Source organism: Streptomyces sp. NPDC048288 (assembly GCF_043201555.1).
GTDB lineage: Bacteria > Actinomycetota > Actinomycetes > Streptomycetales > Streptomycetaceae > Streptomyces.
In genome coordinates this window covers 516056-531944 of sequence record NZ_JBICZD010000002.1, presented here as the reverse complement: position 1 = coordinate 531944, position 15889 = coordinate 516056, and the positions used below count along the sequence as shown (strand labels likewise).

13 protein-coding genes are annotated in these 15889 nt (G+C 73.5%); 4 read left to right on the top strand and 9 right to left on the bottom strand.

The features are described from left to right. Positions 1–50 precede the first annotated feature (50 nt). The 3 genes from pip to ACGFZS_RS08715 all read right to left on the bottom strand — a co-directional run bounded on the left by pip (position 51) and on the right by ACGFZS_RS08715 (position 4094). Positions 51–1064 carry a prolyl aminopeptidase gene (gene pip, locus ACGFZS_RS08725; protein WP_393794503.1) on the bottom strand — a complete coding sequence of 338 codons (1014 nt, stop codon included), beginning with the start codon at positions 1062–1064 and terminating at the stop codon, positions 51–53. Positions 1065–1180: 116 nt separating this feature from the next. Continuing rightward, positions 1181–2098, bottom strand: coding sequence for a peptidoglycan-binding protein (locus tag ACGFZS_RS08720; RefSeq protein ID WP_393794502.1), 918 nt, complete (start codon positions 2096–2098; stop codon positions 1181–1183). A gap of 43 nt (positions 2099–2141) precedes the next feature. Beyond that, positions 2142–4094: a BTAD domain-containing putative transcriptional regulator gene (locus tag ACGFZS_RS08715; protein ID WP_393794501.1), complete on the bottom strand. Its 1953-nt coding sequence runs from the start codon at positions 4092–4094 to the stop codon at positions 2142–2144. Positions 4095–4511: 417 nt separating this feature from the next. On the opposite strand from ACGFZS_RS08715, the gene ACGFZS_RS08710 reads away from it, so the two are divergent. Next, the gene (locus tag ACGFZS_RS08710) at positions 4512–4922 is read left to right on the top strand and encodes a hypothetical protein (RefSeq protein ID WP_393794500.1); all 411 of its coding nucleotides are present in this window, start codon (positions 4512–4514) and stop codon (positions 4920–4922) included. A gap of 1 nt (position 4923) precedes the next feature. On the opposite strand, the gene ACGFZS_RS08705 is transcribed toward ACGFZS_RS08710, so the two are convergent. The 4 genes from ACGFZS_RS08705 to ACGFZS_RS08690 all read right to left on the bottom strand — a co-directional run bounded on the left by ACGFZS_RS08705 (position 4924) and on the right by ACGFZS_RS08690 (position 9777). Continuing rightward, entirely contained in the window at positions 4924–7320 is a 2397-nt protein-coding gene (locus tag ACGFZS_RS08705; protein ID WP_393794499.1) for a SpoIIE family protein phosphatase, read from the bottom strand. A 103-nt stretch (positions 7321–7423) separates the two neighbouring features. Continuing rightward, complete coding sequence (locus tag ACGFZS_RS08700) at positions 7424–8518, bottom strand: CU044_5270 family protein (RefSeq protein ID WP_393794498.1); 1095 nt, start codon at positions 8516–8518, stop codon at positions 7424–7426. Beyond that, complete coding sequence (locus tag ACGFZS_RS08695; protein ID WP_393794869.1) at positions 8515–9204, bottom strand: RNA polymerase sigma factor; 690 nt, start codon at positions 9202–9204, stop codon at positions 8515–8517. Before ACGFZS_RS08695 ends, ACGFZS_RS08700 begins: the two co-directional genes overlap by 4 nt. Positions 9205–9285: 81 nt before the next feature. Continuing rightward, positions 9286–9777, bottom strand: coding sequence for a MarR family winged helix-turn-helix transcriptional regulator (locus ACGFZS_RS08690; RefSeq protein WP_393794497.1), 492 nt, complete (start codon positions 9775–9777; stop codon positions 9286–9288). A gap of 152 nt (positions 9778–9929) precedes the next feature. Between ACGFZS_RS08690 and ACGFZS_RS08685 the strand changes: the two genes are divergently transcribed. Both ACGFZS_RS08685 and ACGFZS_RS08680 read left to right on the top strand, forming a co-directional pair. Beyond that, entirely contained in the window at positions 9930–11303 is a 1374-nt protein-coding gene (locus ACGFZS_RS08685; RefSeq protein WP_393794496.1) for a pyridoxal phosphate-dependent decarboxylase family protein, read from the top strand. Between the two features lie 76 nt (positions 11304–11379). Next, entirely contained in the window at positions 11380–12153 is a 774-nt protein-coding gene (locus ACGFZS_RS08680) for an SDR family NAD(P)-dependent oxidoreductase (RefSeq protein ID WP_393794495.1), read from the top strand. Here ACGFZS_RS08680 and ACGFZS_RS08675 read toward each other — a convergent pair. Beyond that, on the bottom strand, positions 12150–12575 hold the full coding sequence (locus ACGFZS_RS08675) for an HIT family protein (protein ID WP_393794494.1): 426 nt from the start codon (positions 12573–12575) through the stop codon (positions 12150–12152). The two genes, ACGFZS_RS08680 and ACGFZS_RS08675, sit on opposite strands and share 4 nt — an antisense overlap. Positions 12576–12590: 15 nt before the next feature. Beyond that, entirely contained in the window at positions 12591–13145 is a 555-nt protein-coding gene (locus ACGFZS_RS08670) for a hypothetical protein (protein WP_393794493.1), read from the bottom strand. Between the two features lie 172 nt (positions 13146–13317). Here ACGFZS_RS08670 and ACGFZS_RS08665 point away from each other — a divergent pair, with 172 nt between their 5' ends. Continuing rightward, complete coding sequence (locus tag ACGFZS_RS08665) at positions 13318–15888, top strand: tetratricopeptide repeat protein (RefSeq protein ID WP_393794492.1); 2571 nt, start codon at positions 13318–13320, stop codon at positions 15886–15888. The last annotated feature ends 1 nt before the right edge of the window (position 15889 follow it).

The window sequence follows — 15889 nt, the reverse complement described above, 5'->3', positions numbered from 1 at the left end:
GCAAGCCCCCCGCCCCCGACGGTCCGCTCCCTCACACCCCTCTCCTCACCTCACCTCACCTCCCCTCCCTCTCCTCCCTCACCGAACCGTGCGATCGCCGCCAGGATCGTCTGCCGCATCGTGGGACTGCCGGTGTGGCCGGAGTCGTCGATCACCTTGAGTTCCGCGTCCGGCCAGGCCTTGGCCAGCTCCCACGCGGTCTTCAGCGGGCTGCCCAGGTCGAGCCGGCCGTGGATCAGCACCCCCGGGATCCCGGCCAACCGGTGGGCGTCGCGCAGCAGTTGACCGTCCTCCAGCCAGGCGTCGTGGGCGAAGTAGTGCGCGCAGATGCGGACGAAGGCCATCAGGGAGTCGTCGGGGCGGTCGCTGTAGGCGCCGGGACTGCCCAGTGCCTCATGGGCGATGACGGCATCCTCCCAGGTGGTCCAGGCACGGGCGGCGGCGACCCGGACCGCCTCGTCCGGGCTGTTCAGCAGGCGGTCGTAGGCGGTGACGAGGTTGCCGGTGCGGTCCGTGGCCGGCAGGGCGTCGCGGAAGGCCTCCCAGGGGCCGGGCAGCAGACGGCCGACGCCGTGGTAGAGCCAGTCGATCTCCTCCGGGCGGGTCATGGTGACACCGGCGATGACGATCTCGGAGACCCGCTCCGGGTGGCGTTCGGCGTAGGCGAGGATCAGCGTGGAGCCCCAGGAACCGCCGTAGAGGAGCCAGCGTTCGATGCCGAGGTGCTCGCGCAGCCGTTCCATGTCGGCGATGAGGTGGTCGGTGGTGTTGCGGGCGAGACTCACGGCGGGGTCGGAGGCATGCGGGCGGCTCTCACCGCAGCCGCGTTGGTCGAAGAGCACGATCCGGTAGACCTCGGGGTCGAACTGCCTGCGGGCGTAGCGGCGCCCTCCGCTGCCCGGGCCGCCGTGCACACACAGGGCGGCCTTCCCCTCCGGGTTCCCACTGGTCTCCCAGTAGATCCACTCGCCGCCGTCACTGTGACCGTCGCCGCCGCTGTCGCCTTCGCCGACGTCGAGCAGGCCGTGGGCGTAGGGCTCGATGGGCGGGAACTCCTCGGACATGGTGATCTCCCTCCAGGACTGCCGGGAACAGCCTTACTCCATACCCGAGTCGGCCGGGGCGGGCAGGGCGAAGGCCCGGGTTGCGGGTTGCCGGCCCGGGCCTTCGTCGGAGGGGGTCAGGAGAAGAGGAGGCGCCAGGTCAGTGGGCCGGGGGTGCCGTCGGCGTCGCCGCGGAGCTCCTTGCGGGACTTCTGGAAGTCGCGGACGTTGAGGCGGTCGGCCTCGCCCCAGGATCTGCTCGGGCCGACCTTGTAGTGATCGCCGAAACCGCGCTTGACCAGCTGCTTGCCGAGCTGGAGGACATAGGCGTTCGAGGCCCCGGCCGCGAAGTACTTGCGGCCCGGGAAGGCGGGGACCTTCGGCTTGGTGGGTGTCTTCGTCACCGGGGTGTCGTCGTCCACGTCCAGGTCGGCCTTCGCGTCCTTGATGATCCTGGCGAAGTCGATCGCGCCGGGGTCGCCGTGGACGTTCTCGGGGACGTGCATGTGCCCGCAGACGCCCTTGAAGTCGCTCCACTGCGCGCCGGTCATCCGCTGGCCGCCGTTGCTGCCGTACGACGTGGGATAGGCGGGCCAGGACGCCGGGCCGGACAGCGGTACGCCGTGCTGCTCGTGCATCCAGGCCAGGAACCGGGCGACGCCCTGCAGGGCCCAGTCCGGCGCGTCCGGCCAGTAGATGTGGTCGTGGCCGGCGGCCTGCCACTTGGCGTGGGTCTTCGGGTCGCAGGTGCCGGTCAGCTCGACCTGGCACACGTTCAGGGTGTTGGTCTCCACCCCGCCCTTCAGATTGACCAGTGCCCGGGAGGAGGTCTCGATGTCGAAGTGCTGGTACCACTTCAGCTTCTTCGCGGCGAGATCGGGGACCGCCGTCAGATTCGGCGCGGTGGCCCCGCCGTCGTAGCCGGGCAGGCTGTAGCCCTCGGTGGTGTGCAGGACGACGACGTTGACCTGCATCGGGTCACCGCCGAAGTCGTCCTGGTACCAGTTGGCGCGGCTGGCGCCGGGGTAACGCTGGGGTCCCGTCTTGGTGCTCATCCCAACTCCTGAGGTGAGTGTGATGGAAAGGGGGGTGGTCTTGTCATGGGGCGGTGAGGGCCGTCGGGCCCGCCGCGTGGCGATGCCGGTCCAGGCGGGCCGGATCGCCGTCGGCACGGCTCGCGAGCGCACGGGCGAGTGCGGCGTGCCGAAGCTGTCGGGAGGATGGGGTCTGGGTGCTCAGCACCACGTCGCGCGGGAGCTCGGGCAGTCGGTAGCGGCCGGTGCCGGGCGCGCCGGGGTCGGCGTCCCAGACCAGGATCCGGGCGGTCACCGCGGCGTCGATCAGACGCAGCAGCTCGTCGGGGGCGAGGCCCTGGACGTCGGCGAGCAGACCGAGGTCCAGCGGATCCTCGTCGGCGGCGGCGTAGGCGAGCATCGCGCGGGCCGGTTCGGGCAGTTCGAGCAGGCGGGCGTGGACGATGTTGCGTACGCCGGCCGGTACCTGGGCCTCCGGCCCGAGACGCCGGTCCGGCGGCAGCCGGAGCAGCTCGGCCAGGGCGAACGGGTGTCCCTCGGCCCGTCGGTGCAGGGCCTGGGCCGCCCCGGACGGGGCCTGCTCGCCGTTTGCCGCGAGGAGTTCGGCCACGTCGCCGACGGTCAGCGGTCGCAGGGGCAGCCAGGACGCGCCGCGCAGGGCGAGTTCGGCGAGCAGCAGGCTGGAGACGGGGGCGTCGGGGTTGCGCATGGTGCACACGAAGAGGACCGGGGCCTCCCGGAGCACCTGGGCGAGCCGGCGCATCAGTTTGTGGAAGCTCTGCGACGCCTGGTCCAGGTCGTCGGCGACCACCAGCGTGGGTCCCAGGGTGAGTTGCCGTACGACCGCCGCCAGGGGGCCCTTCTGCGCGTCCTGGTCCTCGGCGGAGTCCTTGCCGTCCTGCCGCAGCGCGTCCAGGAGCTGCTTGGCGGCGCAGGTCTGGCTGACCCCCCGGTTGCCGCTGAGGGCCTGGCCGGCCAGGGTGCGGGCGACGGTGAATCCGGCCGCGGCGGCCTTGGCGGAGATCTCCTCCACCAGCCGGGTCTTGCCGGACCCCTGCTCCCCGTTGACGACGGCCCACTGGGGGCGGTCGGCGGTCGCGGCCGACAGCAGGGCGGCGAGTTGGGCCATCTCCTCGCCGCGGCCCACGAAGGGCGCGGTCACGGAGGACGGGCGCGGGTGCACGCTGGCGGCGGTGAGGTCGCGCGCCGGGGCGTGGGAGGTGAGGCCCGCGGTGCCGAGGACGACGACGTCGTGCCGCAGGATCGCGGTGTGCAGGTCCCGGAGCTGGGGGCTGGGGTCCAGGCCGAGCTCGGTGGCGAGCATGTCGCGGAACCGCTCGTACTGCTTCAGCGCCTCGACGGGCCGCCCGGCCGTGTACAGCGCGCGCATCAGCAGCGCCCAGGAGGTCTCCCGCAGCGGGGCCTTGAGCACGAGGCTCTGGGCGACGTCGATCGCCTGTTCCGTCTCGCCCTGCTGGACGAGGATCGTGGCCCGCAGCTCCCTGGCGTCGTGCAGCGCGCCGTCGAGCCGGGCGCGCTCGCGGATCGCGAAGGCGTGCTCTCCGGCCTCGGCCAGCGCCTCACCGCGCCACAGCGCGAGCGCCGCGTCGATCTCCCGCCGGGCGAGGACCAGTTGGCGGATCCTCAGGGCCTCGCGTGCCCTGCTCACGCCCTGCTCGAACAGGGCGGTGTCGCGTGCCTCGGGGTGCACCTTCAGCGCGTACCCGGCGGGGCTGCTCACCAGCGTGGTGGACGGGCCCTGCCGGGCCGGGTCGAGGACCGCGCGCAGCCGGCTGATGTGGGCGCGCACCGAGGAGGCGGCGCCCGTCGGCCGGTCCGTGGGCCACAGGTCCCGCAGGATCGTGTCCTGGGAGACGGGCCGGCCGTCCTCGATGAGCAGCCGGACGAGCAGCAACCGGCGCTGGCGGGGCCCCAGATCGAGGGCGACACCGTCCCTCAGCACCTCGACGGGCCCGAGCAGGCAGAACCGCGTCTCCTGTCCGGGCCGGTGGTTCATCGGGGGTGGGCCCTCCTGGGCGGTACCGGGCGCGAAGGGCTGGTACGGGGTTCATGTGACGGTTCGGCAAAGCAGTCAACCAATGGTCCGTTGCCTGCGCGTTGTCGGGGTGTTGTTCCACGCGGTTCGTGGTGCTTTTCGTGGTCGGGCTCGTGGTCGCGCTCGTGGTGTTGTCCGCGTGTGCCGACGGATCGTCGACGGTAGTGGCTCCGATGGGTGACGGACACTCAATTGATGACAATGCAACGGCAATGGACGAACAACAGGCGCGGGCATGTTCACCCCGCCCCGCCCCGCCTCGCCTCGCCCCGCCCTGTCCCGTCCCGCCCGGACGTCGCCTGCGCGCCCTGAGGTACTCGGATCCGTCTGAGTATCCGTGCTCTGTGCGGGGCCGCCCCCGGCCGTGACGCTGGGGGCATGGGACTTCAGAGATCTGTTCTGCGGGTGCTGGTGCCGACGTCGGTGTCGGCCGGGGTGGCGGTGGCGGCCTGGGCCGGCTGGCTGGGGTGGGACCAGGAGTACGACGTGGCCGCCGACGGGTCGGTGAGCGGGCCGTACGCGGTGTGGCAGGTCGCGGGGCTGGTGGTGACGCTGCTGCTGGCGGTGGGCTGGGCGGCGGCGCGGGGGCACAGCGCGGCCGCCGTGGCGGGGACGACCGCCGGGCTCACCGTCGCCGCCGGTGCGGACTGGTCGGACGACGCCAGTGGGCTCTTCATGGTCGGCGTGGCGCTGGTCATGGTGGGGAGTTTCATCGGCTCGGCCGTCGTGGCGGCCGTCGTGTCGACCGGGCTGGACACCCCGCGACAGGACCGCCCACTGGCCCGCTGAGTCAGGCGGGCAGCGGCTGTTCCGCCCAGATCGTCTTGCCGGTCGGGGTCTGGCGGCTGCCCCAGCGCTCCGCGATCTGGGCGACCAGGAGCAGCCCCCGGCCGCCCTCGTCGTAGACCCGGGCCCGGCGCAGATGCGGGGCCGTGCTGCTGCCGTCGGAGACCTCGCAGATCAGGGACGTGTCACGGATCAGGCGCAGGGAGATCGGGCTGTCGCCGTAGCGGACCGCGTTGGTGACCAGCTCGCTGACGATCAGTTCCGTGGCGAAGGACGCGTCCGTCAGGCCCCAGGTCTCCAGCTGCTCGCACGCCATCTTGCGGGCCCCGGCGACGGCGGCCGGGTGCCTCGGGAGCTGCCAGGTGCGGACCTGCGCGGTGTCCAGGGCGGAGGTGCGGGCGAGGAGCAGGACGATGTCGTCGCCGGGGCGGTCGGTGAGGACCGTGCGCAGCACGTGGTCGCAGGTCTCCTCCAGGGGCGCGGCCGGATCGGCCAGCGCCCGGCACAGCAGGCCCACGCCCGCCTCCATGTCCTGGCCGGCCGTCCGCACCAGGCCGTCGGTGTAGAGGGCGAGCACGCTGCCCTCCGCCAGTTCCACCTCGGCCGACTCGAAGGGCAGGCCGCCCAGGCCCAGCGGCGGCCCGGCCGGGAGGTCGAGGAGGCGGGCCGCGCCGTCGGGCGGGACCAGCGCCGGGGCCGGATGGCCGGCGCGGGCCATGGTGCAGCGCCGGGTCACCGGGTCGTAGACGGCGTACAGGCAGGTCGCGCCGACCTCGCCGGACGTCGCCTCGGCCCGGCCGGGCACGTCCGGGCCCTCCTCGCGGTCGAGCCGGATCACGAGGTCGTCGAGCTGGGTGAGGAGTTCGTCGGGGGCCAGGTCGACGTCGGCCAGGGTGCGCACCGCCGTCCGCAGCCGGCCCATCGTGGCGGAGGCGCGGATGCCGTGCCCGACCACGTCCCCGACCACCAGGGCGACCCGGGCGCCGGACAGCGGGATCACGTCGAACCAGTCGCCGCCGACGTCCTCGCCGGACCCGGTGGGCAGATAGCGGTAGGCCACCTCCGTCGCCACCAGTCCCGGCGGCCGGCCGGGCAGCAGGCTGCGCTGCAGGGCCAGGGCGGTGCGGCGCTCGCGGGTGTAGCGGCGGGCGTTGTCCACGCTCACCGCGGCCCGGGCGACGATCTCCTCGGCGAGCCGCTGGTCGTCCTCGGTGAACGACTCGGGCGTGCGGTGCCGCAGGAAGTGCGCCAGGCCGAGGGTGACCCCGCGGGCGCGCAGCGGGACCATCAGCACCGAGTGGATCATGTGCCGGGCGACCGAGTCGGCACGGGCCTGGGACGACGTGATCCACTCCCGCATCCCGGGTTCGCCCGGGGTGTGCCGGGTGCCGCGGCCCGCGAGCAGGGCCCGCAGCGGCGGGGTCCCGGCCGGGTAGCGGATCGGGTCGCCGGGGTCGGCCACCGCCTCCGGGCAGCCCGGCAGCACCGACCGCTGTGCGGTACGGCGTACGGTGACCGCCCGGCCCGGCGGCAGCGGCTCGGGTTCGTCCCCGAGGGCGACGGACTCCAGCAGGTCGACGGTGACGAAGTCCGCGAACCCGCCCACCGCCACCTCGGCCAGTTCCTCGGCGGTCCGGATCACGTCCAGGGTGGTGCCGACGCGCATGCTGGCGTCGTTGAGGACGGCCAGGTGGCGGCGGGCCCAGTACTGCTCCGTGGTGTCGAAGACGATCGCGGACAGACCCTGCACCGTGCCCGTCTCGTCCTTCAGCGCGGAGAAGTACATCGACCAGGAGTGCTCCCGGGTCTCGCCGGGTGCCTGGCCGTGCTGCTCGTGGAAGACCGTCCGCCCGGTGCGCAGCACCTGCCGCTGGAGGCGGTCGTACACGTCGAAGGGGAAGCTGGGCTCGATCTCCCACAGGGTCAGTCCGCGCATCTCCGCCGCGGGCCGGCCCATGATCCGGCTCATGACGTCGTTGGCGGCGACGAACCTCGCCTCGCGGTCGTAGATCGCCACCGGCATCGGCAGCTGGGCGAGCGTGAGGTCCCACAGGGCCGCCGCCCCGGGCTGGTCGCGCCCGGCCACGGTGGTCTGCGCGGCACCGGTCACCAGCCACAGCGGCCTGGGACCGGTGTCCGCGAGCGGGATGCCCTGGAGGCGTACGACGACCCGGTCGCCGTCGCGGTGCCGCAGCGCCACCTCGGTGGACCAGCGGTGCCCGGCGGCGAGATGGCGGCGGGCGGAGGCGGGCAGGTCGGCGGCGAGCAGGCTCCGCGCCGGCCTGCCGACGACCTCGGCGGGCTCGTAACCGAGCAGCCGCCGGGCACCCGCACTCCACACCAGCACCGCCCCACCGGCGTCGACGACGACCGCCAGGTCCTCCGGTACGCGTCCCTCCATGGTGCCTCCGGGTGTCCCTGTGTCCGCACCCGCTTCCCAGGATCCCGCCGCGCCCCGTCCCGCTCAACCGGCGGCCCCGGGGACCCTCGCGCACGGGCGGCGGTCAGGACTTCGCGGAGGGGGTCTGCCTGATGCCGTCCACGACGCTGCGCTCCATGACGGCGCTGGTGAAGAGGATGGTGCCGGGGGTGATCAGCGCGTCGTCGCCGCTGTTCTTGCGGACCTGGACCGTGCGTTCGCCGAGGAAGACATGGGTCTTCTTGTCGAAGATCCACTCCTCGCGCTGCCCGCTGGTCTCGTCGAGCCGGGCCACCGCGACACCGTGCCGGCCCACCGCGTCGGTCGAGTCGTCGACCACGACGACACCGGGGATCTTCTCGGCGGCCTTGAACAGCGCCGGGTACAGCTCCGCCGGCGGGTAGCTCTCGCCGAGCAGGTCGCCGATGGTGGTGAACGCCTCCTGGTCGGGGGAGTTCCCGTGGCCCTTCGTCTCCTTGTAGATCTTGGCCAGCAGCTGGTCGGGGTCGGTGGTGAGCTGGGTGAGGTAGTCGTACGACGGGCCGTTCAGGGTCGGCTTGGGGGTCTGGCCCTGGAACTCCTGGCGGTCCAGGGTCTCGCCCTCGGGGCTGTCGTTGACGGCCGGGTCGATCAGCCAGCCCTTGGCGCCGTCGGGGGACATCCAGGTCTGCCGGGTGTGCAGCGGGTGGCTGGCCAGGGAGGCCGTGTCGCCGACGTGCCTGACGTAGGTGTCGGCCGACTCGGACCTGATGTAGATGTACTGGCCGGGCCGGACGTCCGGGCGGGAGGTCTTGGCGGCCGCCAGGGAGATCTGGTCGAGGAGCTGCGGTACGCCCTTGCTGCTGGCCACGCCGATGCTGGTGGTGAGGGCCGGGCCGTAGTCACGTACGCCGTCGCCGTCGCTGTTGCCGGACAGGGTCAGTCCGGCGACGACCGCCGCGGCCAGCGCCGCCGCCGTCAGGGGCAGCGCGATCACCGGTCGCGGAAGGCGGCGGCGCCGCTGCTTCGCGGGGGCCGTCGCCGCGGACTCCGTCTGCCGCAGGTCGTGGATCTGGGCCATCAGTCGCTCCTTGTGGAACTGGTGGCGGCCCGGCGGCAGGTCCCGCGCCGTGGCGGACAGCAGCCGCTCGGCGCCGCCGTCCACCTCGGCCGGGTGGTTCCGGGAGGTGTTCGCGGTCATCGTCTTCCTTCCTGTGCGGGCCGGATCACGTGGGTGTGATCACCTCTTGTCTGTCGGGCGGGGCGGTCGCCTTCCCGATCTCCGCGAACTTTTTTCGCCGGTGCGCCGGCGGGCGGTACTCCGGCGGGCGATGCGCCGGTGGGCGCTACGGCCGTGATCGGCGCGTCGGTGAGGTGGCGCAGCTTTCTTCGGGCGCGGGAGAGCCGGGAGGCCACCGTGCCGACGGGGATGCCGAGCGCCTCCGCCGCGGCCTCGTAGTCCAGGCCCTCGCCCAGGCAGAGCGTGACGACCTCGCGCTCCGGTCTGCGCAGTCCGGCGAGGGCGGTGAGGGCCGCGGCGAGGCGGCGCCGGCCGTCGATCCGGTCGGCCACCTCGTCCGCGTGGTCGGGCACCGCGAGTTCGGCCGCCGCGGCGGCCTGGGCGGCGGCCCGGTAGCGGCGGTTGCTCCGGTACTGGTTGCGGGCGGTGTTGGTGGCGATGCCCAGCAGCCACGGACGGAGCGAACCGCCCTCGGGGTCGACCCGCTCGCGCAGCCGCCATGCCTCCAGGAAGGTCGCCGCCATCACGTCCTCGGCGACCGACCGGTCGGCGGTGAGCCGGAAGGCATGGTTGTAGACGGCGTTGGCATAGCTGTCGAACAGCTCCGCGAACGCGCTCGACTCCCCGGCCCGTACCCGGGTACGCATATGTGTGCTCACGTCACTGAGCTGTCCGGCACGCGACACCGACTTCCCGTGATCTGGACCACACCCGTTGCGGCCAAGCGGTCAGCCGGTCCGCTCCCGCAGCGCCCGGTCGATCGTGCCCAGCGCGGCGGTCAGCCGGGTGTAGTCGTCGGCGGCCAGCGGCCGGACGAAGAACTCCTCGACCACCCGCGCGTGCACGGCCGCCGCTCCCAGGAACACCGTGCGCCCCTCGCCGGTCGGCTCCACCAGCGCCACCCGCCGGTCCCCGGGGGACGGCACGCGCCGGACCAGACCGGCCTCCTCCATGCGGTCGATCAGCCGGGTGGTGCCGCTGCTGGTGAGCGTCAGATCGTCGGCCAGCTGCCGCTGGGAGACCTCCTCGCCGGGTCGGCGGCAGAGCCGTATCAGCACCTCCAGCATGGTGTGGCTGATCCCGCACTCGCGGCGCAGCGCGCCGTCGATGCGCTGCTCCAGCCGGGTGGCGGACTTGATCAGCAGCCCGAAGTCCCGGACGAGCGGGCTGTTGGCGGCGCGGGCGGCGGCTTCGTCGTCGTGCTGCGGGGTGGAGTTCATCGCCGGCGACTTTACTGCGAGGGCACTTACTGCCGTTTCAGTCACTGCCACCTCAGTCACTGCCGTCTCAATCGCTGAGCAATCAATTGCTGACTAGTCAATGAAATCGTACGGTGGGACGAGCACCCGCGAACGAGAGGAAGGCGGACCCCGTGGATCTGCAGCACTGGCTCGGCCGGGCCACCGGCGCGATACAGGAGTGGGCCGACACCTTCGGCCCGTACCGGCCGCACCCGTCCCTCGACGTGGCCGACGACCGTTTCGCACCGGTCTTCGAGGAGTTCACGGACCGGCTGAAGGACAACTACCCCTTCTTCCACCCGCACTACGCGGGCCAGATGCTCAAGCCCCCGCACCCCGCCGCGGTGGTCGGCCACCTCACCGCGATGCTGATCAACCCCAACAACCACGCCCTGGACGGCGGCCCCGCGACGGCGGCGATGGAACGCGAGGCCGTCGCCCGGCTCGCCGCGATGTTCGAATACGACACCCACCTCGGCCACCTCACCACCAGCGGCACCATCGCCAACCTCGAAGCCCTCTTCGTCGCCCGCGAACTCCACCCCGGCCGGGGCATCGCGCACAGCGCCGACGCCCACTACACCCACGGCCGGATGTGCCACGTCCTGGACATGACCAGCCACCCCGTCCGCACCGACGGCCGGGGCCGGATGGACCTCGACGCGCTGGAGGAAGTGCTGGAGACGGGAGACGTCGGCACCGTCGTCCTCACCACCGGCACCACCGGACTCGGCGCCGTCGACCCCGTCCACGAGATCCTGCCGCTCGCCGAGCGGTACGGCGTCCGCGTCCACGTGGACGCGGCCTACGGCGGCTTCTTCACGCTCCTCGCCGGCGCCGACGGCCCCGAGGGCCTCCCGCCCGAGCCGTGGCGGGCCCTCGCCCGGGCCGACTCGATCGTCGTCGACCCGCACAAGCACGGACTCCAGCCCTACGGCTGCGGGGCCGTCCTCTTCCGCGACCCCGACGTGGGCCGCTTCTACCTGCACGACTCGCCCTACACCTACTTCACCTCCACCGAGCTCCACCTCGGCGAGATCAGCCTGGAGTGCTCCCGGGCCGGCGCCGCCGCGGCCGCCCTCTGGCTCACCTTCCGGCTCCTCCCGCCCACCCCCGACGGCCTCGGCCGGGTGCTGGCGGCCGGGCGGCGGGCCGCCCTGCGCTGGGCGGACCTGATCGAGGCGTCCGACTCCCTGGAGCTCTACCAGCGCCCGTCGCTCGACATCGTCACCTACTTCCCGGCCACCGACCCCGCGTCCCTCACCGCGATCGACGCCGTCTCCGCCCGGGTCCTCACGGACGGCATGACCGGCCCCGACCCGGTCTTCCTCAGCACCCTCAAGGCCGACCGCGACGCCTTCGCCACCCGCCACCCCAAGATCACGGCGGACGCGGACGGCGCCCGGATCCTGCGCAGCGTCCTCATGAAGCCGGAGTCGGAGGACCACGTCGAGCAACTGCACCGCAGAGTCGAGCGGTTGGTCAGGACGGCGCGGGCCGCCTGACGGCAGCCACTCTTCGCCCACCCGCCCGGCCTACCCTGGCGTCGCGTGCGCCGCACGCGCCGGACGGAGGGACACCATGGCACGCATCACCGGGCGGACGGTTCTGATCGTCGGCGCCTCGTCGGGCATCGGCGCCGAGGTGGCACGTCAACTCGCGGACGGCGGCAACCGGTTCGTCATCACGGCCCGGCGCGCCGCCGAACTCGCCGCCGTGGCCGCGGAGATACGGGCCGCGGGCAGCGACTGCCTGGACCTGCCCGCGGACGCCCTGGACGCGACGGCCGCCGCCGGGGTGGTGGCCGCCGCCGTCACGGAGTACGGCTCCGTCGACATCGCCCTCCTCAACGCCGGTCAGGGCCCGGACATGTCCATGGACCGGGTGGGCGTCGCGGACGTCTCGCGGATCATGGCGCTCAACTACGACGTGGTCGTCAACTACCTCGTCCCGCTGATCACGCAGCTGCGCGGGCAGGCCGGCGGCGGGCTGATCGCCCACACCAACTCCCTGGCCGGGCTGATGGGCGTCCCCCGGCAGGGGCCGTACTCGGCGGCGAAGGCGGCCGTGCGCACGCTCCTCGACACCGCGCGCGTCGAACTCGCCCCGCACGGCGTCCGGTTCACCTCGATCCACCCCGGCTTCGTCGCCACCGAGCGGGTCGGCGGCGACGGCCTGCCCAAGCCCTTCCAGATCAGCCAGGAGCGGGCCGCCCGGCACGTCGTACGCGCCCTGGAGCGGGAACCGGCGCAGGCGTGCTTCCCCCGGCCCGCGGCGGCCCTGGTGCGCACCCTGCGGGCCCTGCCCGCGCCGGTGTCGGACGCCGTGCTGCGGAGACTGGCCGCCGGGCTCTAGGACGCCACGTGCTCGGCGAAGCCGAGTTCGCGCAGCGCGGTGCGCAGCCGGGACGCCGCGTCGTCCATCACGGTCTCGTCCTTCTCCACCTGGGCCCGGGAGAAGTCGAAGTCGGCCATGCTCCAGGCGGGCGCGACATGGATGTGCAGATGCGGCACCTCGAAGCCCGCGATGACCAGGGCGGCCCGGGGCGCGTCCCAGGCATGCCGCACCCCGCGGCCGATCGCCTGCGCCACGGTGACACAGCGGGCGAGCAGCGCGCCGTCCGCGTCGGTCCACCGGTCCACCTCCCGCCGGGGCACCACCAGCGTGTGGCCGGGGGTCAGCGGGGCGATGCTGAGGAACGCGGCGACCTCGGCGTCCTGCCAGACGAACCGGGCGGGCAGTTCTCCGTCGAGGATCCGGGAAAAGAGCGTCGGCATGAGGTGAGTATCCCTTCACGAGGTCGGGCCGTCTGCAACGGGTGTCCTCTTCAACGGGTGTCCTCGTCGGGTGCGGTCGCCGTCGCCGGGGTGGCGGAGACGGCGGTGATCCGGGGCGCGGGCACCGCGTCGCCCAGGGCCAGCAGCTTCGTGCGGAGTTCCTCGGCCGCCGTCGCGCACGGCCGCGTCGAGACCGGCGGTCCTGGCGGGACCGGTGGGGTCGGGTGGGGTGGGGGCGGGGCGGACGGCGGCATGCGGTTCTGCCTCGCCCTGGCCCTGGCCCTCGGGCCACCCGTGTTCCCCTTCCCCCTTCATGTTGTAGTCCAGCTGCGCCGGGCCCGTCGGGAAGGCGGCGCGGTCCGGGAAGTACAGCTCCAGCCGCCGGTCGTCGAAGTCCGCGGCGGGCGGCAGCGCCACGTGCAGGGCGCCGGCGGCCCGCACGTCCTCGGCGAACCGGCTCCCCGTCAGTACGACGACCTCGTGCCCGCGCCGCACCAGGTCCGCGGCGACGGTGACGACGGGCTGGACATGGCCGTGGAACGGTGTTGCGGCGGCGATGATCAGTGCCATGGACGACTCCCTGGGCTGGGTGGACGGTGCACCGGGAGCGTAGGAACGCGATGTGCGAAAGAAGTGCGGCGCGAAGGATGCGGAACGGTCCCGCGGCGCCCGGGGCATGCCCTAGCGTGAAGCCCCTCAAAGCGGTGCGAGCCTGGCGGATACGGGGCGAGGGGGGCCACAGGTGCGGGCACGGGAGGGCGAGGACCGGACACCGGACTCCCACGGGGACGGAGACGCGGACGGGGACCCGGATCCGGGCCGCGGCGACGACCACATCGACTTCCGGCGAGGTGTCTTCCGGGGTCAGGTCGTCGGGAAGATGATCGTGAATCACGGCCCGCGCCGCCCCGAGCGGTCGGAGCGGTCGGGGCGTCCCGAGCGGCCGGAGCTTCCCGGGCGTCCCGGGCCCTGCACGTTGCCGATGGCCCAGCCCGGCTTCACCGGGCGGGCCGCGGAGCTGGCGGCGCTGGAGGCGCGGCTCTGTCCGCCCGCCGACCCCGCCCCGGACACACCCGTCGTCTGTGTCGTCACCGGGCTCGGCGGGATGGGCAAGACCGCGCTCGCCCTGAAGGCCGCGCACCGGGCGCGCAAGGAGGGCTGGTTCACCGGCGGTGCCCTCTTCCTCGACCTCGCCGGCTACGACGACCACCCCGTCACCCCCACCCGGGCGGTGACGTCGCTGCTGCACGCCCTCGGCGACGGCGACGTCCGGCTCGGCTCCGAACCGGTCGGCCACTTCGGGGAGGAGGTCCACCAGCTGGACGCGTACCGGAGCCGTCTGGCGGCTCTCGCCGACGCCGGCCGACGGGTCCTGCTGGTGCTCGACAACGTCTCGGACTCGGCGCAGGTCTCACCGCTGCTGCCCGCCAGCGGTCTGCACTGCGTGCTGATCACCACCCGGGAGTGCCACGAGTCGCTGACGGCCGTCGAGTTACCCCTCGGCCCCCTCAGCCCCGACGACTCCGTCCGGCTGATCGCCCCGGCGGTCCGCCGCCGCACCGCCGCCGCGGACGGGTGGACGCCGGAGGAGACCGAGGCCGTACGCGAACTGACCCGGCTCTGCGGCCGTATGCCGCTCGCCCTGCGGATCGCCACCGCCCTGCTGCACCGGCGCCGGGTCGGCGACCCGCTCCCGTCCCTGGTCGGGGAGTTGCGCGCGGCCGCCGACCCCACCCGGGTCCTGACCAGCCGGGGTGTCGACGAGTACGGCAGGGTCCTCGAACTCGCCCCGGTCTTCGACATGTCCTTCCGCCGGCTGCCCCGGGACCGGGCCCGGTCGCTGTGCGCGCTGGCCCAGGTGCCGTTCGCGGACTTCAGCACCGAGACGGCGGTGGTGGCCACCGGCCGGCCCCGCTCCGAGGCGCTGGAACTCCTCGACGACCTCGTGGGCGCCCACCTGATCACCGGGGAGGAGCCGGGCGACGGGTTCCCCGGCCGCTGGCGCATCCACGACCTGGTCCGCGGCTACGCGAGCGCGCTGGCCGTCGAGGACCCCACGCTCGTCGAGGAGGGCGGCCGGGCCCGCCGCCGGATACGGGACCACTACCGCACCAAGACCGAGGCGGCCTGCCGCCGGCTGCGTGCGGCGCCCCCGGCCAACCCCCAGCCAGGCCCGCCGACAGACCCACTGCCGAGCTCGCTGTCCGGCGCCCTGTCCGCCCCGTCGTCGGGCCCGTCGCCCGCCCCGTCGTCGGATCCGTTGTCCGACCCGTCGTCGGGCCCGTCGTCCGACTCCCCGTCCGATCCGTCGTCCGACTCCTCATTCGGCTCGTCGTCCGGTCCGTTGTCCGACTTCTCGTTCGCCTCGTCGTCCGGCGCGGTGCCCGACCCGTCGCCGGACCCGTCGTTCGACTCCTCGTCCGATCTGTCGTCCGACTCCTCGTCCGGCCCGTTGTCCGACTTCTCGTCCGGCCCGTTCGAGGAGCGGGCGGAGGCGGTTGCCTGGCTCGATGCCGAGCGCGTCAACCTGGTCGCGGCCACCCAGTGGCCGGACGAACTCGACCCCGACTGCACCGTGGCGCTCGCGCTGCACCTCGCCGAGTTCCTGCGCGAGCGGCGGTTCTTCGAGGACTGGGTCGCCGTCGGCCGCGCCGCCAGGGAACGGGCGCGCAAGTCACCGGACCGGTACGCGGAGGCGGCCGTCTGCAACCACCTCGGCAACGCGCTGCTGCGGGCCGACCGGTCCGAGGAGGCCGTCGAACCCCTCGTCCACGCGGCGGACCTGTTCCACGCGCTCGGGGATGCGACCGGCGAGGGCATCGCGTGGAACAACCTCGGTCTCGCGCAGCGCAGGTCGGGCCTGCTGCACGAGTCCGCCGCCACCCACCGGCGGGCCCGCGACCGCTTCCGCGACACCGGTGACGTCTCCCACGAGGGCCGGGCCTGGCACAACCTCGGTCTGGTGCTGGACACCCTGGGCCGGTACGACGAGGCGGCCGCCACGCTCCGCCGGGCCTGCGTGCTCCACCACGCCACCGGCAACCGTTTCCTGCACGGCGACTCCCTCAACAGCCTCGGCTGCGTACTGCACGCGGCGGGCCGCACCGACCTGGCCGTAGCCGCCCTGCGGGAGTGCCTCCGGATCCGCCGTGACGACGACAACTGGCATGCCACCAGCCTGACCTGGAACAACCTCGCCCGCGTCCTGGACGGCACCGGCCGCACCGCCGAGGCCGCCCACGCCAGGAGCCGCGCCGACGAGGCCGCCGCCCGCGCCGGAACCACCACCGCCTCCTACGGCCACCACCACTGAG